This window comes from Nitratidesulfovibrio termitidis HI1, from assembly GCF_000504305.1.
Lineage (GTDB): Bacteria > Desulfobacterota > Desulfovibrionia > Desulfovibrionales > Desulfovibrionaceae > Cupidesulfovibrio > Cupidesulfovibrio termitidis.
The window spans coordinates 284,793-310,216 of sequence record NZ_KI632512.1; the positions used below are offsets into that span (position 1 = coordinate 284,793).

Sequence of the window (25,424 nt, forward strand, 5' to 3'; positions counted from 1 at the left end):
GCGCGTGTCGCCTCATGCGTGCTTCACTTCGTCGAACCGGAACCCTCATGCGCTTGCGTCCCCTGCCGATCATCCTGTGTCTTGTGCTGCTTGCCGTCGGCGGCGGCTACGCGGCCTTGCGCCAGCTGGTCGATTCCGAGGCTGCGGCACGGCAACTGGGTGAATCGCTTACCGCGCTCACCGGGCACGCCAGCCGGGTGCAGGGCGGGGTGCGGGTGATCTTCGACCCCGACCCCACGGTGGTGGCCCGCGACGTGGTCATGGACCAGGCCGCCCCCTTTGCCGGGCAGGAGCCGTTGCTGCGAGTGGCCGAGGCGCGCTTCAACCTGCGACTTGCGGCCCTGTTCTCCGGTCGGGTGGAAGTGCGCGGCGTGGAAGTGGCCCGCCCGCAACTGGTGCTGCTGGCCGATGGTGAAGGCCGCAACGGATGGGACGGGCTGCTCGAACGTCTAGGCGGGAAGGCTGCCACACCGTCCGGCGTGCCATCTTTTTCCTCTGATGCCTCCGTTTCTCCCCCCGCTTCACCTGACGCGCTCCAGGCATCCCGTTTGCCGGAAGACGGGCCGCGCATCGAATCTCCCCCCCCTTCGACGGGCATATCCTGGTTCACCCCGCAAGTGGTGCTGACCGGCACTGCGACGCTGCGCATCGAAGACGCCGATCTGCAATGGCGCAACACGGCCAGCGGCGCGCAGATGCAGATCCGGGGGCTGGATGTCGACCTGGTGGCCAGCAAGGGGCGTCTGGCCGAGGCGGCGCTGCGGCACGGCAACCTGGAATGGCGCGCCGATCCGCAGGCACGCCCCGCCACGGTGCGTGACCTGGACGTGTCGTTCACCACGCCGGGGGGCGGATGGAAGGCGCTGCGCGACCTGTTGCAGGGCGCGCTGGACGTGATGCCCCACCGCGAGGGCGCAGGGCAGAAGCCCCCCGCCAGGCAGGAACGTCCGGCAGAACAGGGCGCCCCCACCGGGCAGGGCAGCGCCGTGGGCCGGGGGGCAGGGGGCAGGGCGGGCGTGTTGCGCATGTCCTGCACCTATGATGTGGCCCCGGGCGTCACCGGTACACTGGGGGTGGAGGCGGCTGTTGCCCACGCGGCGTCGGAACATGCCCCATCGGACATGACCGCGCTGTTGCCCGCAGAGGTGCACGGCACGGCACGGGCGCGCGGTCACCTGCCGCTGGGCGGGCAAGCCGTGCCCTTTGAACTTGTGGTGCCCTTCGACGCGCAGCGCGGCACGGACCCGCGCATCACCGGCGCGCGCCTGCAACTGGAGCAGGACGCCCTGGAGGTGACCGCCAGCCTGCGCGGGCTGGGCACCGGCGGCGCGGAGATGCACGGCACGGCAGAGGTGCGGCGGCTCAGCCTGCCGCGCTGGTTCGGTTTTGCGCGCAACCTGCCCGTGGGCCTGCAGCACGCGCTGGATGCCCTTTCCGGGCACCTGGAATTTTCGCTGGACCGGCACGGGCTGCGTGTGCCCGTGCTGCACGCCGAGGTACTGGGCATGCCCCTGCGCGGCTCGGGCGGGGTGGCCGATTTCGCCGCGCCGGTCGTCGCCATCGACGTGGCCGGGGCGGACATCGACGTGAACAAGGTGATGCCCGAACTGGCCGGGGCCGATCCGCACCCGCTGGTTCATGCCGGACCGCCCGCCGTGGAAGCTGCGGACACGCCCACCAGCCCCGCCAAGGCCAACGGTTCCGCCAGAAATGGGCAGCAATCCGCGGCAACTGCGGACGAGATTCCGGACGTGGGCTACGACATCCGCGTGCGGGCGGAAAAGGCGCGCGGCTGGAAGTTCGACGTGGGCGGGCTGGCCTTCCGCTGCTCGCCTTCGCGCGAGGGCACGCTGCTGGAATTCACCGCCGCTTCGTTCTACGGCGGCACGGCAAAGGCCCTGCTGGATATCGTGGGCGACTACCGCCTGCAATTCACCGCCGCCGAAGTGGCCCTGGCGCGCCCGGCGGCCATCGTCAGCGGGCGCGAATCCGCGGCCGGAAAGCTGGCGGTCAAGGCCTCACTGCGCGGTCAGGGGCACAGCCTGGGGGCCGTGGCCGCCTCCATGCGGGGCACGCTGGACGCGCGCATCGACGACGGTTTTCTGCTGGTGTGGCGCAATGGCGCGCTGGAACGGCAGCCGTTCAGCCGGTTCGACCTGCGGGGCGAGGCAGTGGGGCAAGGGTTCCCGGGCGGCAGGGTGCCCCCCAATCCCCCGGCGCGCCTGCCGTGGACCGGGGCCTGGCGGGCGGCCATGCGCACCCCCACCGGCACGGACTGGGAAGCCACGGCCAACGGGCCGTTGCTGTTCGACACGGCCACCGGCCTGCCCGTGGCCGCCGACCGACTGCCCGCAACTCTGCGCCTTTCGCTGCCGCCCGCGCTGACCGACCTTGACCGCACGGTGGAGGCGCGTTTCTCCGGTCCGGTCCGCTTCGATTTCGACATGGGCTCCCTGAGTTCCGACCAACTGGACGTGGAATCGCTCGGCGCGCGGGGCCGTCTGGCCCTTACCGCCACCGGCATGAACAAGGTTGCCACCTGGGCGGGCAGTCTGACCGCCCGTTTCGCCGATCCGCGCGCCACCCTGCGCGGGCTGGGCCTTGCGCCATGGAAGATGGACGCCGCCGCATTGCGCTTGGCGGAACTGTCGGCGGGCTTCCGCCAGTCCGGCAACACCTTCGACCTGACCGACGCCCGGCTGGTGCTGGACGGCCAGCCGATAGCGGGTAACGTCTCGCGCATTTCCGGCCAGCGCCCCCTGTGGCGGTTCAGCCTGCACGCAGACGACTTCGACGCGGACCGCTATCTGGCCCCCCGCACGCCGGATCCCGCCCCCGGCGAACCGGAGCCCGTGCCTTCCGACGAGCCGCTGCACTACGCCTGGCTGCGCACGTTCGATGCCGACGGGCGCGTGTCGGTGGGGCGCGGCACGTTCAAACAGCTGCGCTTCGATGGCTTTACCGCGCCCATCCTGCTGCGTGACGGCCAACTGGAGGTGGGGCCCATCGCCTCCGGCTTCTATGGCGGCACGCTGGGCGGCAGCATTCGCGCCACGGCGGGAGACGCGCTGGCCACGCGCCTTGTGCTGGACGCGCGCGACTTCGATCTGGAACCGGTGGGGCTGCGCTTCGCGGGCAAGGATTACGTGGGCGGCAAGGCCCTGCTGGTGCTGGACGTGCAAGGCCCCCTGCGCACCGAACTGGACATGCCCGCCGCCCTTTCCGGCACCTGGGCCTTCGAGGTGCGCGACGGCTTCTACAGCACGCGCGGCAAGTCGAGCACGCCGGAACAGTCCAAGACCCCGTTTTCGGAGGCGCGGGCCAGCGGGTACATGCGCACCGGGGTGCTGCACAACGAGGACTTCACCCTGAACAGCCTGCTGCTGACCATGGAGGGCCGGGGCTGGGTGGACATTGCGAAGAAACGCATCGACTACACCACGGACGTTTCGCTGGTGCGGGTGCCCACCTTTCCCATCCGCTTCCATGGCGACCTGCGCAAGCCGGAAACCAGCGTGCGCCAGACCGGCATCGTCACCGGCACCCTGGGGAATCTGGGCAGCACCGTGTTCGACCTGCTGGGCGGGATTATCGGCATGCCGTTGCGGGTGCTGGAAGGCCTGCAGGACGCCGCGCGCGGCAACGGCACGACACCCAATGGGCAGCCGTCGCAGCAACAGTCGGGGCAGTAGGCCCGCAGATACCAGTTGGCGCGCCGTGTGCCGGGGGTGATGCCCGTGCGGGCAACCGCCAGCCGGATGCCGCCGGACCGCCAGCCGACGCCGTTGCGCAACCCGCCGATATCGCAGTTCCACGGGGGCGGACGTGCGATCAGCTTTCCCCATGTCTCCCGCGTGTTGCTTCTGCTTTCGCTTCTTCTGCGTTCTCCCCGCAAGCTTTCCCCACCCTTCCGCATTGCACACGTGCAACCGGGGTTGCGCGTTCTTTTGTTGTGTGCAATTTTATGCACAGATGGATGCGGATTTGTGCTGCTTGTGCAATGCATTTCTCGTAACTGTTTGAAATTGCATTGTGCACACGTTGGCACGAGGTTTTCATGCCAGTTCCTCACGCCCGGCTTCTTGTGCAGCCGGGCGTGTGCATCACCACGGTTTTTCAAGGACGTTCCATGGATATCGCCGACAAGAACACCGAGCGCAGTACCCTGATCATCGCGGTGATGGCGCTGGTGACCATCGGACTTTCGCTCATCGTCTCCACCGGGCAGACCCTGAACCGGCAGGAAGAGGCGGGCACCCAGCACCTCATCCTTACCGCCCGGTCGGTGTTGCAGGCGGTGGAAACATCGCTGCGGCGCGGGCTGTTCATGAGGCCCAACGGCCCCGGCCTGTTCAGCCCCGGCACGGCGGAACTGTTCCGCGAACTGGAGCAGAGCGGCGACGTGCTGTTCGTGGGCATCATCGACCGGCAGGGGGGGAGGGTGCTGACATCCCGTCCCACGCAAGAGGCGGGCGGTACGCTGGTCTTTCCGCCCGAAGCCTTGCAGGACCTGGCCCAGAAGGGCGAATGGCATGGCCGCGCCACCTTCGGCAAACTCAGCGCCTACGTGTACGGCAAGCGCATCCTGCCGCGCAGCCATGCCCTGATGCACGACCCGGAACTGGACGACGGCGAGCAGGCCCGGCCCGAAGCCGGAGCCGACGGGGGGACGGCGCATGTCCCCGGTTCGTTGGGTCCGTCCGGTTCATCCGGCCCGTCCGGTTCATCCGGCCCGTCCAGTTCATCCGGCCCGTCCAGTTCATCCGGATCGTTCAGTCAGGGCGACTTTGCCCCGGACGACCCCAACCAGTTGCCCACCTTTCTGGTGGTGGGGCTGGATATGGCCAAGCACCTCGCGGTGTACCGGGGCTTTCGCCAGAACGCATTGTTTCAGGCGGCATACATCCTGGCGGCGGCGGTGTTCATCTGGGTGCTGACCATGAGCTTCCTGAAGCGCCGCGAGCAGGCGGGCCGCGCCGCCGTGCTGGAGCGTTTCCAGGCCCGGCTGGTGGACAACCTGCCCGACGGCCTGCTGACCATCACCCAGGACAACGTGGTGCGCGCGGCCAACCCGGCGGCCCATGACATCCTGAAGGCCCGCGACGGCAGTCTGGCGGGCACCGACGTGGCCGAGTTGCCGCCGGAAATCGCCGGGTGCATCGCGGGTCCGGACAGTGGGGCAACCCCCGGCTGGACCAACCGCACCGTGGACGGCGCGCATCTGGAAATCCTGACCCTGCCCATTCGCGAAAGCGACGAGGAGCACGATCGTCTGGTCATCATCCGCGACCGCACCCAGATCCGCGAGTTGGAAAAGAGCCTGAGCGAGGCGGAAAAGCTGGCCGCCGTGGGCACCCTGGCCGCAGGGGTGGCGCACGAGATACGCAACCCGCTCTCGGCGCTGCGCGGTTTTGCCCAGTATTTCGCCAAGAAGCTGGCGGGCAAGCAGCCGGACGAGAACTACGCCCAGACCATGGTGCGCGAGGCCGACCGGCTGAACCGGGTCATCACCGACCTGCTGTACCTGGCAAGGCCGCGCGCCATCGAACCGCGCGAGGTCAGCCTGGGCCAACTGGCCGCGGAACTGGAAAGCCTGGTGCGTTTCGATGCGGGCAAGCTGGGGGTGCGCATGCGCACCAGCCTGGGGCCGGACCTGGTCATGGCCGACGAGGACGCGTTGAAGCAGGCCCTGCTGAATCTGGTCCTGAACAGCCTGGACGCGCTGTCGCAGTGCCCCCAGCCCGTTGGTGACGACGGGCGCGAGGTTCACATCTCGTCCATGGCTTCCGATGGCGGCGTGTGGGTGTTCGTGCGCGACACCGGGCCCGGCATGAGCCGCGAGCAGCGCGAACAGGCCTTCGAGCCGTTCTACACCACCAAGAAGAAGGGCACCGGCCTTGGCCTTGCGCTGGTGCACAAGACCATGCGCGACCACGGGGGCCGCGCGCAGATAGATTCCGAGGTGGGGCGCGGCACCACGGTGGCGCTGTTCTTTCCGGGGGATGGGCACGGCGCGCCGGTCGGCACGGTCGGCGCCATGGACGATGCGGACAGCCCCAGAGGCGGCGACCCGCTGGACCACGGCGCGGACATTCCGCCAGGCAGTTGCCCCGGCGCGGCAGCCTTCGACATGGCCGCGGCCAACCGTGGGGGCAGGGGCGAGGGCCACGGCGGCCCCGTGCCGGGTGGCGACGCCCGGAGTGCGAGCGGCCCTGCGCATGCCGATCACGGGCATGCCGATTCCAGACAATCCACGACAGACCAGCCCACAACGGATACGGTCATCGACATAACCGAGGACAAACGATGAAGCGACTTCTGGTCATCGACGACGAACCCGGACACCGCCTGATGGTCCGTGCCGTCATGGAGGACAGTGGCTGGAACGTGGAAGAGGCAGGTTCCGGCGAAGAAGGCCTGGAACAGCTGGCCCAGGACCGCGTGAACGTGGTCCTGCTGGACATGCGCATGCCCGGCATGGACGGGCAGGAGACATTGGCCCGCATCCAGGAAATGTATCCCGGCCTGCCCGTGGTCATGCTGACCGCCTTCGGCACCGTGGGCTCCGCCGTGGTGGCCATGAAGAAGGGCGCCTTCGATTACCTGACCAAGCCCGCCGACAACGAGGAACTGACGGCCGTGCTGGAGAAGGCCTGGGACTTCGGCAGGCTGATGGAGGAAAACGAAAACCTGCGCCGCCGCCTGAGCAACGACGATCCCACCGCGCCCATCGTGGGGACCAGCCAGGCCATGTGCCGGGTGCGTGATTTCATCCGCCAGGCAGGGCCCAGCGAGGCCACCATCCTGGTCATGGGCGAGTCGGGCACCGGCAAGGAACTCATCGCCCAAGGGCTGCACGATGCCAGTAACCGCGCCGACCAGCCGCTGGTGAAGGTGAACTGCGCGGCCCTGCCCGGCCACCTGCTGGAAAGCGAGCTGTTCGGGTACATGAAGGGCGCGTTCACCGGGGCCGTGCGCGACAAGCCGGGGCGTTTCCAACTGGCGCGCGGCGGCACGCTGTTCCTCGACGAAATAGGCGAGCTGCCGCTGGAATTGCAGTCCAAGCTGCTGCGCGCCTTGCAGGAACGCGTGGTGGAACCGCTGGGCGCGGTACGCCCCGTGCCCGTGGACGTGCGCATCATCGCCGCCACCAACCGCGACCTCAAGCGCGCGGTGGAGGCGGGTGAATTCCGCGAGGATCTCTTTTTCCGGCTCAACGTGCTGGAGGTGGTTTCGCCCCCCCTGCGCGACCGGCTGGAGGACTTGCCCATGCTGGCGGGGCGACTGCTGGAACGGCTGTGCCGCAAGAACAAGAAGGGCATCCGCAGCGTGAGCCCGGAATTTCTCGAAGCACTGATGCGTTATTCCTGGCCCGGCAACGTGCGCGAACTGGAAAACGTGCTGGAACGGTCACTGATTCTCAGCCGCTCGGATACCCTGGGGCCGGATTCGCTGCCCTCGCAGGTGCTGGCGGACCGCCCCGACCGCCCCGACCGCTGGGACCGCCCCGACCGCTGGGGCAGGGAGCAGGACCGCCAGCGCCCCGACATGTCCGACAGGTCGGGCCCGGTTGACCGCTCCTTCGAGCGCCAGGGCAGGGGGTGGGGGCAGGACAGCGCTTCCGCCATGCCGCGCGACGACGCGGGTTGGCCCGGCGAAGGCGACGGCCTTGTGTCCGGCGGTTACGGGGGTGTTCCGGGGGCGTATCCCGGCTCGCTGGACGACGCGGAGCGCGACGCCCTGTTGCGCGCGCTGGAAGTGCATGGAGGGCATCGGGAACGCACGGCCGACGCGCTGGGCATCAGTCGACGTACCCTGCAATACAAGCTGAAGAAGTTCGGGTTGATCCGGCGCGGCATGTAGCCCGCCAGGGAGGCAGCATGAACAGGGTGCACGGCGTTTCGGCTTTTGCGGCTCTTGTTGTTGCGACGACCATCATGTCCGGGTGTTCCGGCGCAAGCATGCGGGCCTCGTCCCTGCTTGAGCAGGGCAGATACGCAGATGCCGCCACGGCCTATGCCCGGGTGACGGCGGAAAACCCGTCCGACTGGCGGGCCGGGGTGCGCCACGGATATGCCCTGTACCGCAAGGGTGACTACGCGGGGGCACGTGCCGTGCTGACGCCGCTGACGGAGGATTGGCGTTCGGCGGAATACGCCCGGTTCTGGGCAGGCATCGCGGCCATTGCCGCGCGCGACGGTGATGCGGCCCGCGCGGCGTGGTCCGGCTGGACCACGGACAGGACCGAGGTGCTGCGGGCGGTGCGCCCGCGCGTGGATCTGCTGCGTGACGGTGAACTGGCCCTTGGGTCGCAGGCGGCGGACATGTATGCGCGCGAAGCCGCCCAGGCCAATGCCCTGGAAGAAATGAAGCGCTCGCGCGACATGTTCCGGCGCGGTATGGACAAGGGTGACGTGCCCGACCCGGCGTTGCCGCCGAGCCCCGTGGAGTATCTGCCGTAGGCGGGGGGGCCTGCGGCCGGAGCGGTGGCAAGGCTGGCTGGCGAGCCCCGGACAGGGCTGCCGCCAGAAACCGGGCCGCGTTGATGTGCGTGCCGGTATGGAAAACCACCCGTCAAGGGTGGTTTTCGCATTTCGAATGCCGATGATGAAGCACCCGCGAAGGGTATCCGCTTGCGTACGAGGGGCGTATTGCCGTAGGCTGTAAGATGAACCTCGGCACCACGTCCGCATTCCGCGGGATGTTCGCCAACGGCGTGGTCCGGCAAGCCGCACGAGTGTCCCATGAGCCAGTCCGCCCACCCGCCCGTCTTCGACATCGATGGAGTGCTGCACCGCCTGCAAGGCGACCGCGAATTCCTGACGCTGCTGCTCGACACCTTTCTGCCCGACTTTGCCGACCGGCTGACCAAGATGCAGGCTGCCCTGGGTGAAGGGCGACTGGGCGACCTTGCGCGCCTTGCCCACAGCCTGAAAGGGGCCTCCGCCACCATCGGCGCGTCGCGCCTGCACCACCGGGCCGCCGCCCTGGACCAGGCCTGCCGCGACGAGGACATGGCCACTGCCCGGTTGGAATGGCTGGGCCTTCTGGAAGATGCCGAAGCCACGCGCGAGCAGATCGGGGCGTGGCTGGCGGCCAACAGAACCTGACCGGATGGCGTGCTTCGGTGTGAATCGGAGGACCTGCCAGACCTGACGGGTCTTACGGATGGGGAGATTCGGCGGAATTGGCAGAGCTGACGCCAACTACCGTATCAGGCCCTGGCTGCGTCAGACCGCGTCAGACCGCGTCAGACCGCGTCAGACCGCGCCAGACCGCGTCAGACCGCGTCAGGCCAGCAGGCCGTAACAGGCCGCTCCGGATTGCGTCAGGCCGTGTCCCCGTCTTCGAAGCAGCCTTCCGGGCAGAAGGCCATCAGTTCGGTCAGCACCCCGTCCGGGGCCATGTCGCTGACCAGGAATGGCCGTTCATCCCCTTCGCGCCACCCGACAATGTCGGGGGCCAGTTCCGTGCACGCCCCGCATCCGCTGCAATCGCCCGGCGAAAGCAGCACTTCCCTGAAGCCGCGCGGGGTGGTGGGCGTATCCTGCTGCACCTGCGATGCCGCCGTTGAATCCTGACGATTGGTCATCTGGCCTCCCGGGCGCGCCCGCGCGCCCAATCTTCAACTATGACCTGCGCAGGGACCAGGCAAGGTGCCCCGCGCGGTCATGCAATCTGAAAATACCCGCTACGTGCGGTGAACGAGAAAGGGGCACGACAAACGTCGTGCCCCTTCGCATGCATGGGCGGCAGATCGGGGTCCTGCGTGCGGGCCGGTGTTGCATGGGCGGCCGCACGTACGCCGTCCGGCGAACTAGGGAATGAGATCCTCGTACACCTTGCCCACCAGTTTTTCGGAGGGGGTCAGGGTGCGGGCGCCGGGTTCCCAGCGGGCGGGGCAGGCTTCCGCCGGGTGGTCGCGCAGGTGCTTGTTGGCCTGCATCTTGCGCACCAGTTCGGCGGCGTTGCGGCCCACGTTGTAGAAGTTCACCTCGGAACCCACCAGCGTGCCTTCGGGGTTGATGATGAACGTGCCGCGCAGGGCGGTGCCCGCGCCTTCATCGTACACGCCGAAGTAACGCGACACCGCGCCAGTGGGGTCGGCGGCCATCTGGAAGCGCACGTTTTCGAGCAGGCGTTCGGAATTGCGCCAGGCAAGGTGGGCGAATTTGGTGTCGGTGGATACCGAGATGACTTCCACGCCCATGTCCTTCAGCGCCGCGTGGCGTTCCGCAAGGTCCGCCAGTTCGGTGGGGCACACGAAGGTGAAGTCGGCGGGGTAGAACACCAGCACGGTCCACTTGCGGTCCTGCTGCAGCTTTTCGAGCGAAATCTGTCCGAAGGAACCTTCGGTGGGGTCGTAGGTTTCCAGGGTGAAGGGCTTGACCGGGCGGCCAACGGTGGCAAGGGCGGGGTATTCCTGTTGGGTGGGGCAGCTCATGTTCGGTGACTCCTTTGAAAGAGTTGTTAGTAATGATTTCTGGTATCATTTATGACACTGGCAGCCTCATGCGTCAAGAGGGAAGAAGAAAAAAGAAGGCGAAAGTTGCGGCGTACCCGTGAACCGTGCGGCGCGGCCAAGAAATTCATGGCTGCGGCGCATACGGCAGGGAATCTTGCTAGACGGCATGCGGACTGTCGCATGCCGACCACGCATGCCGTCACGGATGCGCCAGACATTGGCACATGACGTGGGCAGGGTGAGGTGGGTGCGGCGGGCGAGGCGGGTGCGGTGGGTGCCGTGCGGGCAAGGGGGCTGGACCCCGTAACGCAACACGCCGCACGAAAGCGGGTTCCGTGCGGCGTGCGACAGGCTGTGCGGGCGTGGAGCGCTAGTCTATCCACTTGCCCTTGTCGTAGCGGATGATTTCGGTAACGCGGCGGGCCTTGACCACGGAGAAGTTGCCGGTGAGGGCTGCTTCCTTGGTGGCGGCGCGGCTTTCGTATTCCTGTTCGTGGTAGACGATCAGTCCCACGTACCTGGCGCCGGGGCCCTGGGCGTCATGCACGTCGGTGGAGAGCGAGTCGGGGTCCACGGCCATGTAGCGGGCCACGAATTCGTTGCCGTTCTGCACCACATCCTTGCGGCTCTGGCAGGGCCGCAGGCTTTCGTTCATGTGGCGCAGCTTGGCGCGGGCCAGGGTGTCGAGCTTGTTGTGCACGTCCTCGATGGTTTCGCCCACCGGCTTCTTGGCGGGGGTCACCTTGGCCACCTGCGTGCCGGGGGCGGCCTTGGCGGATTTCGCGGGCTGGGTGGACTTTTGCGGTGCGGCCTTGGCGCTCTTGTCCGGTGATTTAGCAGGGGACTTTGCGGAAGCCTTTTCCGGGGTCTTCTTGGCCTGCTGGGTCGGCGGTACGGCAGTGGCATCCGCCGCTCCTGCCGGAGAAACGCAGACAGCCCCGCTCAGGAGCAGGGCCAGGGTAACGGGCAGCGTCAGGGCCTTTGCGGCCAATGCGATGCGGCCTTGCTTCATCGACGTCGTCTCCGTTTGCGGAAAGGCCCGGCGGGTTTCCCCACCGGGCCTTCAAGGTCCGTTGTGCTACTTGATGAAGGAGAGTTCAACCCGGCGGTTCAACTTGCGGGTCTCTTCGGTGCTGTTGTCGTACTTGGGCATGGATTCGCCGTAGCCCTTGGTGATCAGGCGCGAGGACTCGACGCCCTGCTTGACCAGGAAGTCCTTGACCGACTTGGCGCGGGCTTCGGACAGCTTCTGGTTGTATTCGTCGGTGCCGAGGCTGCAGGTATGACCGGCAACTTCAACCGAGCCCTTCTTGGACTTCAGGATGGCGGCGGTTTCCACCAGAATGCTGGTGGCGGTGGCGTCCAGCTTGGCCGAGTTCAGGGCAAACTGGATGCTGCGCAGCACGATCACTTCGTCCATGGGGGCGACAGCGGCGGCGGGAGCGGCCTTTTCTTCGTAGAAGACGTCGCGCACGAACTTGTCGAGGGCGGCTTCGTTGGCCAGCAGTTCGGGGCCCTTGGCGGTGACGGCGCAGCCGTTCAGCTTGGCGATGGCGTCAAGGGTGGCCTGACCGGCGGGCTTGTCGGCCATGGAAATGACGTGCAGGCACAGGCCGGGGTTGGTGGAGAGCAGCAGCTTGGCTTCGGCCACGGGGTCGGAACCCAGGTTGGATTCGCCGTCGCTGACCATGATCATGGCGGCCTTGCGCTTCATGGCCTTGGCATAGGTGGCCTTCTGCAGGCCGGTGCCCATGGGGGTCATGCGGGCAAAGGTGTCTTCGTTTTCGTTCAGCTTCTTGATGGCCTTTTCATAGGACGCCTTGTCCCACGCGGCCACGGGCTGGATTTCGGTCGAAGGGGCAAAGGTGTGCAGGCCGCCTTCGTAGCCCAGCGCCGGGATCTTGGCGTTGATGGCCGAGAGCAGCTTCTTGGTCATTTCCATCTTGCCCTTGCCCGTCTTCTCATGGGACATCATCATGGACCCGGAATAGTCCACGAAGAAGTCGAAGCTGGCGATCTTGGGCACAAGGGTGGATTGACCGGCGGCGAAGGCCGGGGCAGCGCAGACAAGCATCAGCGCCGCGACCAGAGTCAGGATTTTCGAAAATTTCATGGGAGCCTCCAAAGAATAGCTGATGTTGACGCAGGGAAAAAACTCCAGCCCGGAATTATCTTCATATTGTGCAAGTTACCGTCAAAGCATGGTCGTGACAAGACCCTTCTGCGTTTTAGGGCACAATCTTTCCGATTTTTTACGGGCCGCATGCCGTCATGCAGGCTCTTGCGGAGCCTCCATGGCGGCTTCCAGCGCTTCATCCAGCGTCGGGTGGGCGAAAATGACAGAACCCGCGTCATGCGCTGTCCAGCCAGGCGCCGTGCCGCTCCCTCCCGCAAGCACGGCAGCCAGCGTCACCAGATGCGAAACCCCGTGGCCCACGGCGGTCACGCCTCGGATGCGCCCGTCAACCCAGACTATCTTGATGAAACCTTGCGTCGTTCCATACGCCTGGGCAATGGGATTGGCAATGAGCATAGAGCGCGAAACACGGGGGGAAAATCCCGTATTTTTCAGATCTTCCGCAGTAGGGCCAACCCGCATGGCCTCCAGATGGCCGTAGATGCACGCGGGCATCACGCCTGCGTCGTAGGGCGCCGGGGCGTCGCTGCAGGCATGGCGCACGGCGTAGCGGCCCTGATGGTCTGCCGCGTGGGCCAGCAGGGTGCGGCCGTTCACGTCGCCGATGGCGTACACGTGCGGGGCCGCACGCAGCCACTCGTCGGTCTGCACCCAGCCGGGGCCGCGCAGGGTTGCGCCCAGCGCCTCCAGCCCGATACCGGCGGACGCGGGGCGGCGCCCCACGGCCAGCAACGCCTTGCTGGCGGTCAGTTCCTCGCCATCGTCAAAGCGCAGCACGGCGTTACCGTCCACGGTCGCCAGCGAGGCCACCTTGCGCCCGGTGTGGATGGTCCACCCTTCGCGGGCGTAGACCTTGCGCAGGGTGTCGCCCACTTCGGCATCCTCGGTGGGGGCCAGGCGGCTCATGCCTTCCACGATGGTGATGCGCGTGCCGAGGCGAGAGAAGAAGTCGGCCATTTCTAGGCCGATGGCTCCGCCGCCCACCACGATCAGGCTTTCCGGGGCCTCGGTCACGTCGAGCAGCGCGGTGGAATCGAGCACCGCCGCGCCGTCGGCGGCAAGGCCGGGAAAGCTGGCCGGGGTGGAGCCGGTGGCCACGATCAGGGTCCCCCAGCCAAGCCGGGTTTCCTGCTCCGTGCCGTCGGCCTGCACGGCGGTGACGGCCAGTTCGCCGTCACCATCGCCCTGCCGTCCGCTGGTCACCCGGCCCTCGCCCGCGTACACGGCGATGCCCGCCGCCTTCAGGCGCTTTTCCAGCGCCTGGCGGGTGCCCTTGACGTACCTGTCCTTGCGCTGTTGCAGGCCGGGCAGATCGAAGGCGATGTGCCCTTCGGCGCCCTTCAGCTTCTTTTGCGCTTCCAGCAGCGGCAGGGCGGCGGTGGCCCCCAGCAGCAGCTTGGTGGGGATGCACCCCCGGTTCAGGCAGGTGCCGCCCAGGCCGTCACGGTCCACCAGCGCCACGGAAAGCCCGCGCGCCGCCGCATCGAAGGCGGCCCGACTTCCGCCGGGCCCTCCTCCGAGTATGATCATGTCGTAGCGGGTGCTAGGCGTCATCCGTCAGCACCATGTTGCGGGCCGCCGCCGTCTCGTCCAGCCTGCGCACCGGCGTGGTCACCGGGGCCGCGTGCAGGGCGTCGGGGTTTTGCGCCGCCGATTCCAGAATGGCGATGAGGTCGTCCGCGAATTCGTCGAGCGTCTGCCTGCTCTCGGTTTCCGTGGGCTCGAACATCATGCATTCCTTGACGATGAGCGGGAAGTAGATGGTGGGGGCGTGGTAGCCCTTGTCCAGCAGGGCCTTGGCCACGTCCAGCGCGCGGATGCCGCATTCGGCGTGGTTGCAGGCGGACGCCACGAACTCGTGCATGCAGATGCGGTCGTGGGGGATTTCCAGCACCTTTTCCAGCCGCTTGCGCAGGTAGTTGGCGTTGAGCACCGCGTATTCGGACACGCGTTCCAGCCCTTCGCCGCCCAGGCGCAGGATGTAGGCATAGGCCTTCAGCAGCACGCCGAAGTTGCCGTAGAACGGCGCCATGAAGCCGATGGACTTCGGATGGTCGTAGTTCAGGTAGTAGCGGCCATCGTGCAGCTTTTCCACACGCGAGATGGGCAGGTACGGCACCAGCCGTTCGCTGACGCCCACCGGACCGGCACCGGGGCCGCCGCCGCCGTGCGGGGTGGCGAAGGTCTTGTGCAGGTTAAGGTGCACCACGTCAAAGCCCACGTCGCCCACGCGCATCTTGCCGAGGATGGCGTTAAGGTTCGCGCCGTCGTAGTAGAGCAGGGCGTCCACTGCGCGCAGCTTTTCGACAATGCGCGGCAGGTGGCTTTCGAACAGCCCCAGGGTGTTGGGGCAGGTCATCATCAGGGCGGCCACGTCGTCGGTCAGGGCGGCTTCCAGCGCGTCCGGATCGACCATGCCGTCCTTGGATTCGATGTTCACCACCTCGTACCCGGCCAGTGCGGCGGATGCGGGGTTGGTGCCGTGGGCGGAATCCGGGCAGATGACCTTGGTCTTATGGTTGCCCTTGTCCTTGTGGTAGGCGGCGATGAGCATGGCGCCGGTAAGCTCGCCGTGCGCGCCCGCCATGGGGTGCAGGGTGAAGGCGCGCATGCCGGTGATTTCGCACAGCAGGCGCTCGGTCTCCCACATCACCTCAAGGGCGCCCTGGGTGTACTGGCCCGCGCCCTTCAACTGGGCCATCAGCGGGTGCAACCGGGTAAAGCCGGGCAGGGCGGCCACCTGTTCGGTGAATTTGGGGTTGTACTTCATGGTGCACGAGCCGAGGGGGTAGAAATTGGAATCCACCCCGAAGTTCAGGCGCGACAGCCGCGTGAAGTGGCGCACCACGTCCAGTTCGCCCAGTTCGGGCAGGGCGGGGCGGGTGGCGCGCAGCAGGTTTGCGGGCAGCATGTCCGCCGCGTGCTTCTTCGGTTCTGCGGGCAGGCAGGCGGTGCGGCCGGGGACGGATGCGGCGAAGGCGGTCTTCACAGGATACCTCCCAGCATTTCGGCCAGAATGCCGACCTGTTCGAAGCTGTTCTTTTCAGTGCAGGCCACCAGCAGCACGTCGTCCATGCCTGCGTAGTAGCGCCCCACGGGAAAGCCGGGCACGTAGCCGCGCGCGGTAAGCCTGTCCACCGCCTCGAAGGCGGGAATGGGCAGCCGCACAGCGAATTCGTTGCCGTAGGGGGCGGTGTTCAGCGGGCGCACCCCGGCGATGGCGGTAAGCCGTTCCATGGCGTAGCGGGCGCGCTCCATGGAAAGTTCCGCCGTGCGGGTCAGGCCTTCCGGTCCCAGCAGGCACAGGTGCACCAGCGTGCGCAGGGCGCACAGGGCCTGGTTGGAGCAGATGTTGGACGTGGCTTTGGCGCGGCGGATGTGCTGTTCGCGCGCCTGCAGCGTCAGCACGTAGCCGGTGCGGCCTTCGGTGTCGTTGGTGCGGCCCACGATGCGGCCCGGCATCTGGCGTACCATGTCCTTGGTGCAGGTCATGACGCCAAGGTACGGCCCGCCGAAGCTCAGCGGCTGGCCCAGCGACTGGCCTTCTGCCACGGCGATGTCCGCGCCCATTTCGCCGGGCGTTTTCAGCACCGACTGCATGACCGGGTACACCGAAATGACCGACGCGGCCTTCTGGCTTCTGGCATGCGCGAACAGGTCGGTGAAGTCTTCCACCACCCCGAAGAAGTTGGGGTTCTGCACCACCACGGCGGCGCAGCCGGTATCCACGGCAGCCTTCAGGGCGGCCATGTCCGACGTGCCGTCCACCTGCGGCACGGTGACCAGATCGAGCGAGAGGTTGGACGTGTACGAGGCCAGCATGGTGCGCCAGATGGGGCTGACGGCCTCGTCGATGACCAGCTTGCGGCGCTTGGTGGCGCGCACGGCCATCATCATGGCTTCGAAGATGGCCGAACCGCCATCATACACGGACGCATTGGCGCAATCCATGTCCAGCAGGCGGCACACCGCCGTCTGGTATTCAAAGATGGCCTGCAGGGTGCCCTGCGATGCTTCCGGCTGGTAGGGGGTGTAGGCGGTGTAGAATTCACCGCGCGAAACCAGCGCATCGACGGCAGCGGGGATGTGGTGGTTGTAGAAACCGCCGCCCAGAAAGCTGACCACGTCGGTGCGGTTGCGGGCGGCCATTTCTTCCATCTTGGCCATCACCTGCATTTCGCTCAGGCCCTGGGGCAGCTCGAAGCTGCGCGAGCGCATCTCTGCCGGAATATCGACGAAAAGGTCCTCGATGCTCTGCACGCCGATGACGGAGAGCATTTCCCGGACCTCCTCTGGGGAGTGCGGGATGAACGGCATGGGTTGCTCCTTGCCGCTAGTGGGCTTCGCGCGCGACGACGGCTTCGTAGTCGGCGGCGGAAAGCAGGCCTTCGGGCTTGCCGTCCAGCTTCACGCGCACCATCCAGCCGTCGGTGTAGGGCAGCTGGTTCACCAGTTCCGGCGCGCCGGAAAGGGCGTCGTTGACGGCGCTGACGGTGCCGGCAAGGGGCGAGTACAGTTCGCTGGCGGCCTTCACCGATTCCACCGAACCCATTTCCTGGCCGGTGGCCAGGGTGTCGCCCACGGCGGGCAGGTCGACGAAGGTCAGGTCGCCCAGTTGTTCCTGGGCAAACTGGGTGATGCCGATGACGGCCTCGTCACCTTCGATGCGCACCCATTCGTGGGTATCGGTGTAGAGCAGGTCGGCGGGAATGGACATGTGTTGCCTCCTGGAAGGGGTCGGCCTGTGGTGGGGGCCAGTGGGGGGTGAGTGGAATGCGCGGCGCGGGCGCGGCGGTCACGGCCCGGCTGCGGTGTGTGGCGCTGTTGCGAACGATGCGGGGCGCGGTCTGCCCCGGTGCAGGCGGGCGGCGCGGCCCTTGCTGCGGTGGTACGCAATGAAAGGATACGCCGGACAGGCCAGACCGTGGCCGGGAACGCGGATAGCGCGCCGGTGCACCGGTAATAGCCGGACACGGCGCGACCCGCAAGTGCCGCGACACATTGAAAAGGGGGGAGAGGCGCGCCTACTTTTCGGTCTTTTCCAGATGCACGCCGAGCTTTTCGATTTCGTCCAGCAGCAACTGGCGGCGGATGGGCTTTACGATGAAGCTGACGGCATCGCCCAGAAAGAAGGCGTCGTGCACTTCCTGCGAATCGTCCAGGCCGGAAATCATGATGACCTTCACGGCCTTTTCGGGGGCAACGCCCTCTTCTTTTTCGATTTCGCGGATTTCGCGCAGGGCCTGTTGCCCGTCGGCGTTGGGCATGAGGATGTCGAGGGTGACGACATCATAGGGTTCGCCGTCCTTGAGGGCGGAAGCGAAGGCTTGCACGCCTTCCTCGCCGTCGGTGGCGATGTCGACATACCCGTAGGGATGAAGGAGTTTCTGGACCAGTCTGCGGCTGTCGAAGTCGTCGTCAACGACCAGGAATTTCATCGGAACGTCCTTCTGCCTGCGCGCGGTGTGCGCCGTGGTTTCGCCGCCGCGCCTGCGTGAGGCGGCGGCCTGATGGATGCCCGGTAAACGTGATGCGGTCCGAATTTCGGGCTTTGGCTGGCGCATGCCGCGTCCGCCCCCGGAATTGCTGACGAACATAGCCGCCAGCGGTAGCGCGGTCAATGAGCGTTAACGCCCTGCGTGACTTTCTATCACGTGGCGTTGTTGTGCCGCCTGCCGTCTATACCCCGGCCGCCGCAAAGGCCCGGTCCACGATGTCCACGGCCTCTTGCTGAATGCGCTTCAGGTGGTCGGAACCCTTGAAACTTTCGGTGTAGATTTTATACATGTCCTCGGTGCCGGAGGGGCGCGCGGCAAACCAGCCGTCGTCGGTGATGACCTTCAGCCCTCCGATGGACGCGCCGTTGCCGGGGGCCTTGGTCAGCATGGCGGTGATGGGCGCGCCCGCAAGTTCGGTGGCGGTCAGCACGTCGGGCGAAAGGTTGGCCAGCACGGCCCGGCGTTCCGCCCCGGCGGGCGACTGCAACCGCTCGTACAGCGGCGCGCCGAACTGCTCTGTGAGTTTCGTGTACAGTTCCGCCGGGTCGCGGCCTTCCACGGCCATGATTTCCGCCGCCAGCAGGTTCAGCAGCAGGCCGTCCTTGTCGGTGGTCCACACCGTGCCGTCGCGCCGCAAAAAGGACGCCCCGGCGCTTTCTTCCCCGCCGAAGCCGCAACTGCCTTCCAGCAGCGGCTGCACGAACCACTTGAAGCCCACGGGCACCTCCACCACCTTGCGGCCCAGCGATGCGGCCACCCGGTCCACCATGGAACTGGTGACCAGCGTCTTGCCCACGGCGCATTGCGGCGACCACTGCGGGCGGTGGCGGAACAGGTACCACACGGCCACGGCCAGGTAGTGGTTGGGGTTCATCAGGCCCGATGCGGTGACGATGCCGTGGCGGTCTGCGTCGGCGTCGTTGCCGAAGGCCACGTCAAACTTGTCGCGGAGATTGATCAGCCCGGCCATGGCCCACGGGGACGAGCAGTCCATGCGGATCTTGCCGTCCTTGTCCAGCGGCATGAACCGGAAGGTGGGGTCCACCGCGTCGTTCACCACGGTGATGTCGAGGCCGTAGGCTTCGGCAATGGGGCGCCAGTACGCCAGCGACGAGCCGCCCAAGGGGTCTGCCCCCAGTTTCAGCCCGGCGGCCTTGATGGCGGGCATGTCCACCACGGATGCAAGGTCGTCCACGTAACCGCGCACGAAGTCGCGCTGGCTTACGCACGGGGCGGCCAGCGCATCGCGCAGGTGCATGCGGCGCACGGCGCGGTTGCCGTCATCAAGTAGTTCGTTGGCGCGGCGCTGAATCCACTTGGTGGCGTCGGTATCCGCCGGGCCGCCGTGGGGCGGATTGTACTTGAAGCCGCCGTCTTCGGGGGGGTTGTGCGAGGGGGTGATGACGATGCCGTCACCAAGGCCCTGCGCGCGGCCCGCGTTCCAGGTGAGGATGGCGTGCGAAATGACCGGGGTGGGGGTGTAGCCGCCGCCCTGCTGGATGACCGTGGGCACGCCGTTGGCGGCCAGCACTTCCAGCGCGGAGCGGTGGGCGGGTTCCGACAGGGCGTGGGTGTCCATGCCCAGGAACAGCGGGCCGGTTATGCCTGCCTGCGCGCGGTATTCGCACACCGCCTGGGTGACGGCGAGGATGTGTTCCTCGTTGAAGCTGCCGGACAGCGCGCCGCCCCGGTGGCCGGAGGTGCCGAAGGACACGCGCCGCTCGGGCGCGGCGGTATCCGGGTGCTCGGTATAGTAGGCGGCGACCAGCGCCGGAATGTCCACCAGTTGCGAAGCTTCGGGCCGCTGCCCGGCCCGTGGATGCGTTGCCATGGCGTGCTCCTGTCCTGACGGCGCGAAGTGTGCCGAAGTGTTTGGAGAATTTGTATACCGTCGGGGCAGGGCAAGCGCAAGGGCAAGGGTGGAGTTATAATTAGCTACATTGTGCTGGTTGCTCGTACAGGGGGAGAGTTTGCTCCTCAAGGTGTTAACGTGCATGTATGATGGAATATTCTCCCACTGCTCTCTGTTTGGCTTCAGCTTCCAATATGGTTTTTCTTGAAAAAACAGGATAAACGGATTTATCTTCAAGTATTCAGAGTTGATACCGCGTGTGTGCGCGTCTGTAGCGATGGTTAATGGTATAGCAGGGACATGATATGGATGGTTTCTTTTTAAATATCAGCGAAGGGCTTCATTTCTTGCTAGCCACTTTCAACGGCAAAGCACTTGCGGTTGCAGGCACTGTCAGCACAAGGGACCTTGCACTTCTTTCATGGATTGGAATGGCTGTTGCTTTGGTCTTTGCTTTCAAAAAGACAAGGGAGCCCGCTTTTCAGGTTGTCAAAGCTGCTTTGAGAAAAAAATTAGTTTCAGTCTGTTTTGCCATATTGGCATACACTGGTGGCTCCTTGTACCTGCTTGAGCAACTTGGCCTATTCACAGTGTATCAGCTTAAATACGCCTTCATCTGGATTGTTTCAGTAGGATTTATACCACTTGGGAAAATGAAAGAATTTCAGAAAAACATGGTTGGAAACGCTTTCACTCTTGTCAGGTCAGGTTGGACTTGGCTGGCTTTGTTTTCATTTTTTCTCGGCCTTTATCCGTTTGATTTCTTGGTTGAGTTTTTTATTGGCGTTCCACTCATGCTTTTTTTCGGAATCATACTCGCTTACGCGGAGAAGATGGAGGAACAACGTATCGTCAAGATGACAAGCTTTATGATTTTGGGGATTGTATTGTTCGTCGTCGTACGAACAGGCTTTGACATGTATAGCAATCCGAAGGCGTATTTCAACCAGCATGTTCTCTTGAACTATGTCTCCGTCGCATCCTTGACAGTTCTGTATGTGCCGTTCGTGTTTGCCTTCACCATGTTTTGTGCCTACGAAAGCGTGTTTGTATTGGTAGATTTCCATGTAAAGAAGAGGCCAGTGGCTCTTTATGCGAAGATAGTGTCTTTCATTGTCTTTAACTTCAATGTTAATATCGCAAAGAGGTGGTCTCAGATTGTAGCTTGCACAAGACCGCAAAATATCGCAGGAATCAATTCGGGAATAAAAATAATTATGCAAACATGGTTGTCTGAGATATTTCCTGAGCCTGTTTCAGGAAATGAGGGGTGGCTTCCAAAAGATGCTAGGCATTTTCTTGATGATTATGAACTGATGCCTGATGACTACGACTGGAGATATGGAGATTATTATTCCGCATCAGATACCACGACAGCCAATGATATAAACATTATGAACACGTATTGTTATTCGATTCGTGGCGTCAAAGGGGTTGTTAAAAAGCTTGTCTTTAAAATGTCAGTGCTCAACGTCGCAAGGCATCTAGAACGGTCCGTAACCAAAGGTCAAGTGGTCAATGACTTCCTTGCAATGTGCAACATGCTCTGGTTTCGGGCAAATGGTGTTGATTTGCTAGGTTCGGTTATTGACTCGATCCGTTCCTGTTCCAAGTCCGAATTCTCCTTAGGTGAAATCCACGGCCAGTTTGAATGTGTTTCGTTGGAGAATGGATGCGAAATGATATTTGTCGTCCAACAAGGACAATGGGATGAAAACTGTACAGAGATAGTATTCCCCTGACACAGCCGTGCCCGGGGAGGTGCTGATCAGGCGGCCTGTTGGCCCACGCCATGCTCGCCCGGCATTGCTCTTTGACGTGTAAAAAAGCTTGTGGGGGCAGCCTGCGGTGACCAAGGACGGCAGCCGTTACACACGCCTGCGATAGTCACCCTGTCCGTCAGTTTTTGCCGCGCCGCAGTTTGTCGCGTGTTGAAGACATCGTCGGATGTTCGGGGGCTTTCGGTTCAGGCAGCGCTTTGGCGGCGTCTTCCAATGCCCGCACATTGAACGTTTCCCCCTCGGCTTCCAGCAGTGCGCGCCGTTGTGCGGCAAACTGCTCATACTGGCCTTCCGCGTGGGTGTCCGCCTGCTTTTTGGAAATCCGGCCCGCGCCTTCAAGCACGTCGCGGTCGTTGAATTTCAGGAAGGAATCAAGCTTTTCGGCCCAGTCCTTGAGAAAAATTTCCTTGCGGCGGCGGGCTTGGTCTTCTGCAAAGTCCAGCCACATGGTGACGATGCGGTTGAGTTCACCAATCTCCGTTTCGTGCAGATAGTTCTTGGCAACGGTGACGTCCGCCTTCTGCACGCTTCCCGACTTCCACGTCGTCAGCCCCATGTTCGGCAGGCTGCTGTCGGCCCGTTCGGCGATGAGTTCCGCAGCGGTCTTGCCGGTGACGGCAAAGTGCAACTTGTTCTGGATGAACCGGAAAAACTGGGTGGTTTCCGGCAGCGTGGGGGAGTAATCCGCCGCCATTGCGAATATCTCGCGCACGCGCAGGTACATCCGGCGTTCGCTGGCCCGAATGTCGCGGATGCGATCAAGCAGTTCGTCAAAGCGGTCCGGCACGGCTGATCCGGCAACGGGCGGGTTCTTCAACCGTTCGTCGTCCAGAGTGAAGCCCTTGACCAGATATTCCCGCAGCCGCTCCGTGGCCCAGCGACGGAACTGGGTGCCGCGAGGCGAACGGACGCGATAGCCCACGGCCAGTATGGCGTCGAGACTGTAGAACTTGACGCTGCGCCGGACCTGCCGCGCCCCCTCGGCCCGAACCTGTAAGTAACTCTTACAGGTTGCCTCGGGGGTAATTTCGCCCTCTGCGTACAGGGCCTTCAGATGCAGGGTGATGTTTTGCGACGAAGTCTGGAACAGCTCGGCCATCATTGCCTGCGAAAGCCAAAGCGTATCCTCGGCAAACCGGCATTCCACACGGGTGTGACCATCCTCGGTTTCGTAGAGCAGGAATTCACCCGGCAGTGGCGATTGAAGGTCGGTCATCCCTCCTCCTGTCGGCATCTTGCAAGGATGGCGGCTTGCGTCCGGTGGGGCTGTGGGGCATGGCCCGCGCCCCGGTCAGCTGTTCTCCGGGGCGTCAGGCCTGGCGATGCATGCGTTACACGTTGAACAGGAAGTGGACCACGTCGCCGTCCTTCATCACGTATTCCTTGCCTTCCACGCGCAGCACCCCGGCGGACCGGCAGGCCGCTTCGGTGCCGTGCTTCACGTAGTCGTCGTAGCCGATAACTTCGGCCCGGATGAAGCCGCGTTCGAAGTCGGTGTGGATTACGCCCGCGCAGGCCGGGGCCTTCCAGCCCTGCTGGATGGTCCAGGCGCGCACTTCCTTTTCGCCCACGGTAAAGTAGCTGGCCAGGCCCAGCGTGTGGTAGCCGGTGCGGATGATGCTGACGAGGCCGCTTTCCTTGATACCGTAAGAAGCCAGCATCTCTGCCTGTTCCTCGTCGGAAAGGCCCTGAAGCTCTTCCTCGATCTTGGCACAGATCACCACCATGTCGCAGCCGCGCTGCTCGGCCAGTTCGCGCACGCGGCGCACGTGGTCGTTGGCGCCGTCCAGGTTGGCCTCGTCCACGTTGGCGCAGTAGATGACCTTCTTGGCGGTGATCAGGCCCATTTCGCGCATGGCCTGCTTGAACAGGTCGTTGTCTTTGCCTTCAAAGGTGGAGGCCGGGTTGCCCGCGTTCATGTGCTCCAGCAGGCGGCCCAGTTCGTCAGCCGCGGCCTTGGCTTCCTTGTCGAACTTGGACGTCTTGGACAGGCGCTCGTACCGCTTTTCGGCGGACTGAATGTCGGCCAGCAGCAGTTCGGTCTCTATGGTCTCTATGTCGCGGATGGGGTCGATGGCCCCGTCCACGTGGGTGATGTTCTCGTCGTCGAAGCAGCGCACCACTTCAAGAATGGCGGCGCATTCGCGGATGTTGGCCAGAAACTGGTTGCCCAGCCCTTCGCCCTTGCTGGCCCCGCGCACCAGCCCGGCAATGTCGATGAAGTCCACCGTGGCGCTGATGGTCTTCTGCGGCTTGGCCATTTCGGTCAGCTTGTCGATGCGCACATCGGGCACGGCCACAGTGGCCTTGTTGGGTTCTATGGTGCAGAAGGGGTAGTTGGCCGCCTCGGCGTTCTGGGTCTTGGTCAGTGCGTTGAACAGGGTGGACTTGCCCACGTTGGGCAGCCCGACGATGCCTATGCTGAGAGCCATGTCTGTCTCCGGAAATTGCGATGATGGCGCGCGCGCCGTATGCGGCGCGGGGCGCGGGTTGGGGGGCGGCGTGGCCGCCGGGGCTTCATAGCGTCTTTTGCGCGGTTTGGAAAGGGCGGGCGGGGATGGGGGACAGCGGGGGCGGCGCTGGGGCGCGACGGGACGCGGCAGGCGACGAAAGGTGGCATGCGCGCGGGGCGAGGTGCGCGCGGCCAGCATGCGGCCCGCACACGACCAGCGCATGGCCCGCACGCGGCGTCGGCATGGGATCGAAGGTCGCTGGGGCCGGGCGCAGTCAGGACGGGGCGGGCGGGCCGGGCACAACCTGCGCGCCACCGCCCGTCAGCCGTGGCTTAGAACAGCGAGAAAACAGAAATCGCCAGCAGCGCGCCCATCACCGCGTTGCACCAGCGTATCGCCACCGGGGAATGCAGCAGCCCGCGCAGGGCCGTGCCGCCCGCACACCAAAGGGCCAGGGACGGGAAGGCCATGGCCGCGAACACTGCCGTAAGCGCCAGCAGTTCCGGCGATACGCCGTGCAGGCCAAGCACGTTGGCGGCTAGGGCGGATTCTTCCCCGCCATGCCCGGAAACGTAGGTGGTCACCCCGGCCACGGCGGCCAGCCATGCCTTCGGGTTCACCCACTGGAACAGCGCCCCTTCGATGAAGTTCATGGGGCGCGCGGCGTTGCGGCCTTTTGCCGCTTCGCCCGGCGTGGGCGGGGCGGCGGTGGCGATGCGCCAGGCCAGCCACAGCAGGTAGGCGGAACCTACCCAGCGCAGCCAGTCGTGCAGTTGCGGCACGGCGGCGAAAATCCGATCCATGCCGAGGCCCACGGCAATGATCATCAGCGGAAAGCCCAGCGAGACGCCCAGCAGGTGGGGCATGGTGCGCCAGAAGCCGAAGGTGAGGCCCGATGACATGACCATGGTGTTGTTGGGGCCGGGGGTGACGCTCATGGCGATGGCATAGGTGCTCATGGCGGCCAGGGTCGCGAATTCCATGGGATGCTCCGGTGAGTGTGTCGTGTCGTTGTACAGGGCGCGGGGGCAAAGGGAAAGCGTTGGGAGGGGGAGCAGGGACGGGCGGTGGGGTTTGGTAATGCGCGAGGGCACTGCTGTCGGAATCCGCGCGCTGCGGTCGCCATCCGTAATGATCGTGCTGCGCACTCTCATAACGGCTGCCGCCTTTTTCCGCCGGGCTGTGTTGGCTGTCTTTTTTTGATGCTCACGTACATAAGTACAGCGCTGCTTTCGCCA

At 65.0% G+C, this 25,424-nt stretch carries 19 protein-coding genes; 6 read left to right on the forward strand and 13 right to left on the reverse strand.

Going from position 1 to position 25,424, the window contains the following annotated elements:
• The first annotated feature begins 47 nt into the window (after positions 1-47).
• The 5 genes from DESTE_RS01380 to DESTE_RS01400 all read left to right on the forward strand — a co-directional run bounded on the left by DESTE_RS01380 (position 48) and on the right by DESTE_RS01400 (position 9,110).
• Positions 48-3,692: an AsmA family protein gene (locus DESTE_RS01380; RefSeq protein WP_035064195.1), complete on the forward strand. Its 3,645-nt coding sequence runs from the start codon at positions 48-50 to the stop codon at positions 3,690-3,692.
• 437 nt (positions 3,693-4,129) lie between these two features.
• Entirely contained in the window at positions 4,130-6,310 is a 2,181-nt protein-coding gene (locus DESTE_RS01385; protein ID WP_035064197.1) for a two-component system sensor histidine kinase NtrB, read from the forward strand.
• Positions 6,307-7,863 carry a sigma-54-dependent transcriptional regulator gene (locus tag DESTE_RS01390; RefSeq protein WP_035064200.1) on the forward strand — a complete coding sequence of 519 codons (1,557 nt, stop codon included), beginning with the start codon at positions 6,307-6,309 and terminating at the stop codon, positions 7,861-7,863. Before DESTE_RS01385 ends, DESTE_RS01390 begins: the two co-directional genes overlap by 4 nt.
• 17 nt (positions 7,864-7,880) lie before the next feature.
• A complete protein-coding gene (locus DESTE_RS01395) occupies positions 7,881-8,462 on the forward strand; it encodes a tetratricopeptide repeat protein (protein ID WP_035064203.1) in 582 nt (193 codons plus the stop codon).
• Positions 8,463-8,744: 282 nt separating this feature from the next.
• Positions 8,745-9,110, forward strand: a complete 366-nt coding sequence (locus DESTE_RS01400) for an Hpt domain-containing protein (RefSeq protein WP_035064206.1) — start codon at positions 8,745-8,747, stop codon at positions 9,108-9,110.
• A 218-nt stretch (positions 9,111-9,328) separates the two neighbouring features.
• On the opposite strand, the gene DESTE_RS01405 is transcribed toward DESTE_RS01400, so the two are convergent.
• The 10 genes from DESTE_RS01405 to pgm form a co-directional block, all read right to left on the reverse strand.
• Positions 9,329-9,592, reverse strand: a complete 264-nt coding sequence (locus tag DESTE_RS01405) for a hypothetical protein (RefSeq protein ID WP_035064209.1) — start codon at positions 9,590-9,592, stop codon at positions 9,329-9,331.
• Positions 9,593-9,817: 225 nt separating this feature from the next.
• Positions 9,818-10,444 (reverse strand): peroxiredoxin, encoded by a 627-nt coding sequence (locus DESTE_RS01410; RefSeq protein WP_035064212.1) that lies wholly within the window; start codon positions 10,442-10,444, stop codon positions 9,818-9,820.
• Positions 10,445-10,835: 391 nt separating this feature from the next.
• Positions 10,836-11,477 carry a hypothetical protein gene (locus DESTE_RS01415; protein WP_035064215.1) on the reverse strand — a complete coding sequence of 214 codons (642 nt, stop codon included), beginning with the start codon at positions 11,475-11,477 and terminating at the stop codon, positions 10,836-10,838.
• A gap of 66 nt (positions 11,478-11,543) precedes the next feature.
• A complete protein-coding gene (locus DESTE_RS01420; protein ID WP_035064218.1) occupies positions 11,544-12,578 on the reverse strand; it encodes an OmpA family protein in 1,035 nt (344 codons plus the stop codon).
• Positions 12,579-12,734: 156 nt separating this feature from the next.
• A complete protein-coding gene (locus DESTE_RS01425; RefSeq protein ID WP_035064221.1) occupies positions 12,735-14,156 on the reverse strand; it encodes a dihydrolipoyl dehydrogenase family protein in 1,422 nt (473 codons plus the stop codon).
• Positions 14,146-15,591 carry an aminomethyl-transferring glycine dehydrogenase subunit GcvPB gene (gcvPB, locus tag DESTE_RS01430; protein ID WP_035064224.1) on the reverse strand — a complete coding sequence of 482 codons (1,446 nt, stop codon included), beginning with the start codon at positions 15,589-15,591 and terminating at the stop codon, positions 14,146-14,148. Before gcvPB ends, DESTE_RS01425 begins: the two co-directional genes overlap by 11 nt.
• Positions 15,588-16,919, reverse strand: a complete 1,332-nt coding sequence (gene gcvPA / locus DESTE_RS01435) for an aminomethyl-transferring glycine dehydrogenase subunit GcvPA (protein ID WP_035064227.1) — start codon at positions 16,917-16,919, stop codon at positions 15,588-15,590. Before gcvPA ends, gcvPB begins: the two co-directional genes overlap by 4 nt.
• Before the next feature lie 16 nt (positions 16,920-16,935).
• A complete protein-coding gene (gene gcvH / locus DESTE_RS01440; protein WP_035064231.1) occupies positions 16,936-17,319 on the reverse strand; it encodes a glycine cleavage system protein GcvH in 384 nt (127 codons plus the stop codon).
• A 307-nt stretch (positions 17,320-17,626) separates the two neighbouring features.
• Positions 17,627-18,040: a response regulator gene (locus tag DESTE_RS01445; RefSeq protein ID WP_035064233.1), complete on the reverse strand. Its 414-nt coding sequence runs from the start codon at positions 18,038-18,040 to the stop codon at positions 17,627-17,629.
• A 241-nt stretch (positions 18,041-18,281) separates the two neighbouring features.
• Entirely contained in the window at positions 18,282-19,931 is a 1,650-nt protein-coding gene (gene pgm, locus DESTE_RS01450) for a phosphoglucomutase (alpha-D-glucose-1,6-bisphosphate-dependent) (RefSeq protein WP_035064236.1), read from the reverse strand.
• Positions 19,932-20,257: 326 nt separating this feature from the next.
• Between pgm and DESTE_RS01455 the strand changes: the two genes are divergently transcribed.
• Positions 20,258-21,694, forward strand: a complete 1,437-nt coding sequence (locus tag DESTE_RS01455; RefSeq protein ID WP_156925226.1) for a hypothetical protein — start codon at positions 20,258-20,260, stop codon at positions 21,692-21,694.
• Positions 21,695-21,851: 157 nt separating this feature from the next.
• Here the strand turns inward: DESTE_RS01455 and DESTE_RS01460 are convergent, their stop codons facing one another.
• From DESTE_RS01460 to DESTE_RS01470, 3 genes are all read right to left on the reverse strand, one after another.
• Entirely contained in the window at positions 21,852-22,949 is a 1,098-nt protein-coding gene (locus DESTE_RS01460) for a virulence RhuM family protein (protein ID WP_156925227.1), read from the reverse strand.
• Between the two features lie 115 nt (positions 22,950-23,064).
• Positions 23,065-24,165: a redox-regulated ATPase YchF gene (ychF, locus tag DESTE_RS01465; RefSeq protein WP_035064242.1), complete on the reverse strand. Its 1,101-nt coding sequence runs from the start codon at positions 24,163-24,165 to the stop codon at positions 23,065-23,067.
• 353 nt (positions 24,166-24,518) lie between these two features.
• Positions 24,519-25,169, reverse strand: a complete 651-nt coding sequence (locus tag DESTE_RS01470; RefSeq protein WP_035064244.1) for a LysE family translocator — start codon at positions 25,167-25,169, stop codon at positions 24,519-24,521.
• Between the last annotated feature and the right edge of the window lie 255 nt (positions 25,170-25,424).

What these genes read in the sequence shown, in the direction of transcription:
- DESTE_RS01395 (WP_035064203.1), top strand. Translation starts at nt 7,881, where the DNA reads ATGAACAGGGTGCACGGCGTTTCGGCTTTTGCGGCTCTTGTTGTTGCG.
- DESTE_RS01445 (WP_035064233.1), bottom strand. Translation starts at nt 18,040, where the DNA reads ATGAAATTCCTGGTCGTTGACGACGACTTCGACAGCCGCAGACTGGTC.
- DESTE_RS01400 (WP_035064206.1), top strand. Translation starts at nt 8,745, where the DNA reads ATGAGCCAGTCCGCCCACCCGCCCGTCTTCGACATCGATGGAGTGCTG.
- DESTE_RS01380 (WP_035064195.1), top strand. Translation starts at nt 48, where the DNA reads ATGCGCTTGCGTCCCCTGCCGATCATCCTGTGTCTTGTGCTGCTTGCC.
- pgm (WP_035064236.1), bottom strand. Translation starts at nt 19,931, where the DNA reads ATGGCAACGCATCCACGGGCCGGGCAGCGGCCCGAAGCTTCGCAACTG.
- DESTE_RS01405 (WP_035064209.1), bottom strand. Translation starts at nt 9,592, where the DNA reads ATGACCAATCGTCAGGATTCAACGGCGGCATCGCAGGTGCAGCAGGAT.
- DESTE_RS01420 (WP_035064218.1), bottom strand. Translation starts at nt 12,578, where the DNA reads ATGAAATTTTCGAAAATCCTGACTCTGGTCGCGGCGCTGATGCTTGTC.
- DESTE_RS01385 (WP_035064197.1), top strand. Translation starts at nt 4,130, where the DNA reads ATGGATATCGCCGACAAGAACACCGAGCGCAGTACCCTGATCATCGCG.
- DESTE_RS01410 (WP_035064212.1), bottom strand. Translation starts at nt 10,444, where the DNA reads ATGAGCTGCCCCACCCAACAGGAATACCCCGCCCTTGCCACCGTTGGC.
- ychF (WP_035064242.1), bottom strand. Translation starts at nt 24,165, where the DNA reads ATGGCTCTCAGCATAGGCATCGTCGGGCTGCCCAACGTGGGCAAGTCC.
- gcvH (WP_035064231.1), bottom strand. Translation starts at nt 17,319, where the DNA reads ATGTCCATTCCCGCCGACCTGCTCTACACCGATACCCACGAATGGGTG.
- DESTE_RS01425 (WP_035064221.1), bottom strand. Translation starts at nt 14,156, where the DNA reads ATGACGCCTAGCACCCGCTACGACATGATCATACTCGGAGGAGGGCCC.
- DESTE_RS01455 (WP_156925226.1), top strand. Translation starts at nt 20,258, where the DNA reads ATGGATGGTTTCTTTTTAAATATCAGCGAAGGGCTTCATTTCTTGCTA.
- DESTE_RS01390 (WP_035064200.1), top strand. Translation starts at nt 6,307, where the DNA reads ATGAAGCGACTTCTGGTCATCGACGACGAACCCGGACACCGCCTGATG.
- DESTE_RS01415 (WP_035064215.1), bottom strand. Translation starts at nt 11,477, where the DNA reads ATGAAGCAAGGCCGCATCGCATTGGCCGCAAAGGCCCTGACGCTGCCC.
- gcvPA (WP_035064227.1), bottom strand. Translation starts at nt 16,919, where the DNA reads ATGCCGTTCATCCCGCACTCCCCAGAGGAGGTCCGGGAAATGCTCTCC.
- DESTE_RS01460 (WP_156925227.1), bottom strand. Translation starts at nt 22,949, where the DNA reads ATGACCGACCTTCAATCGCCACTGCCGGGTGAATTCCTGCTCTACGAA.
- DESTE_RS01470 (WP_035064244.1), bottom strand. Translation starts at nt 25,169, where the DNA reads ATGGAATTCGCGACCCTGGCCGCCATGAGCACCTATGCCATCGCCATG.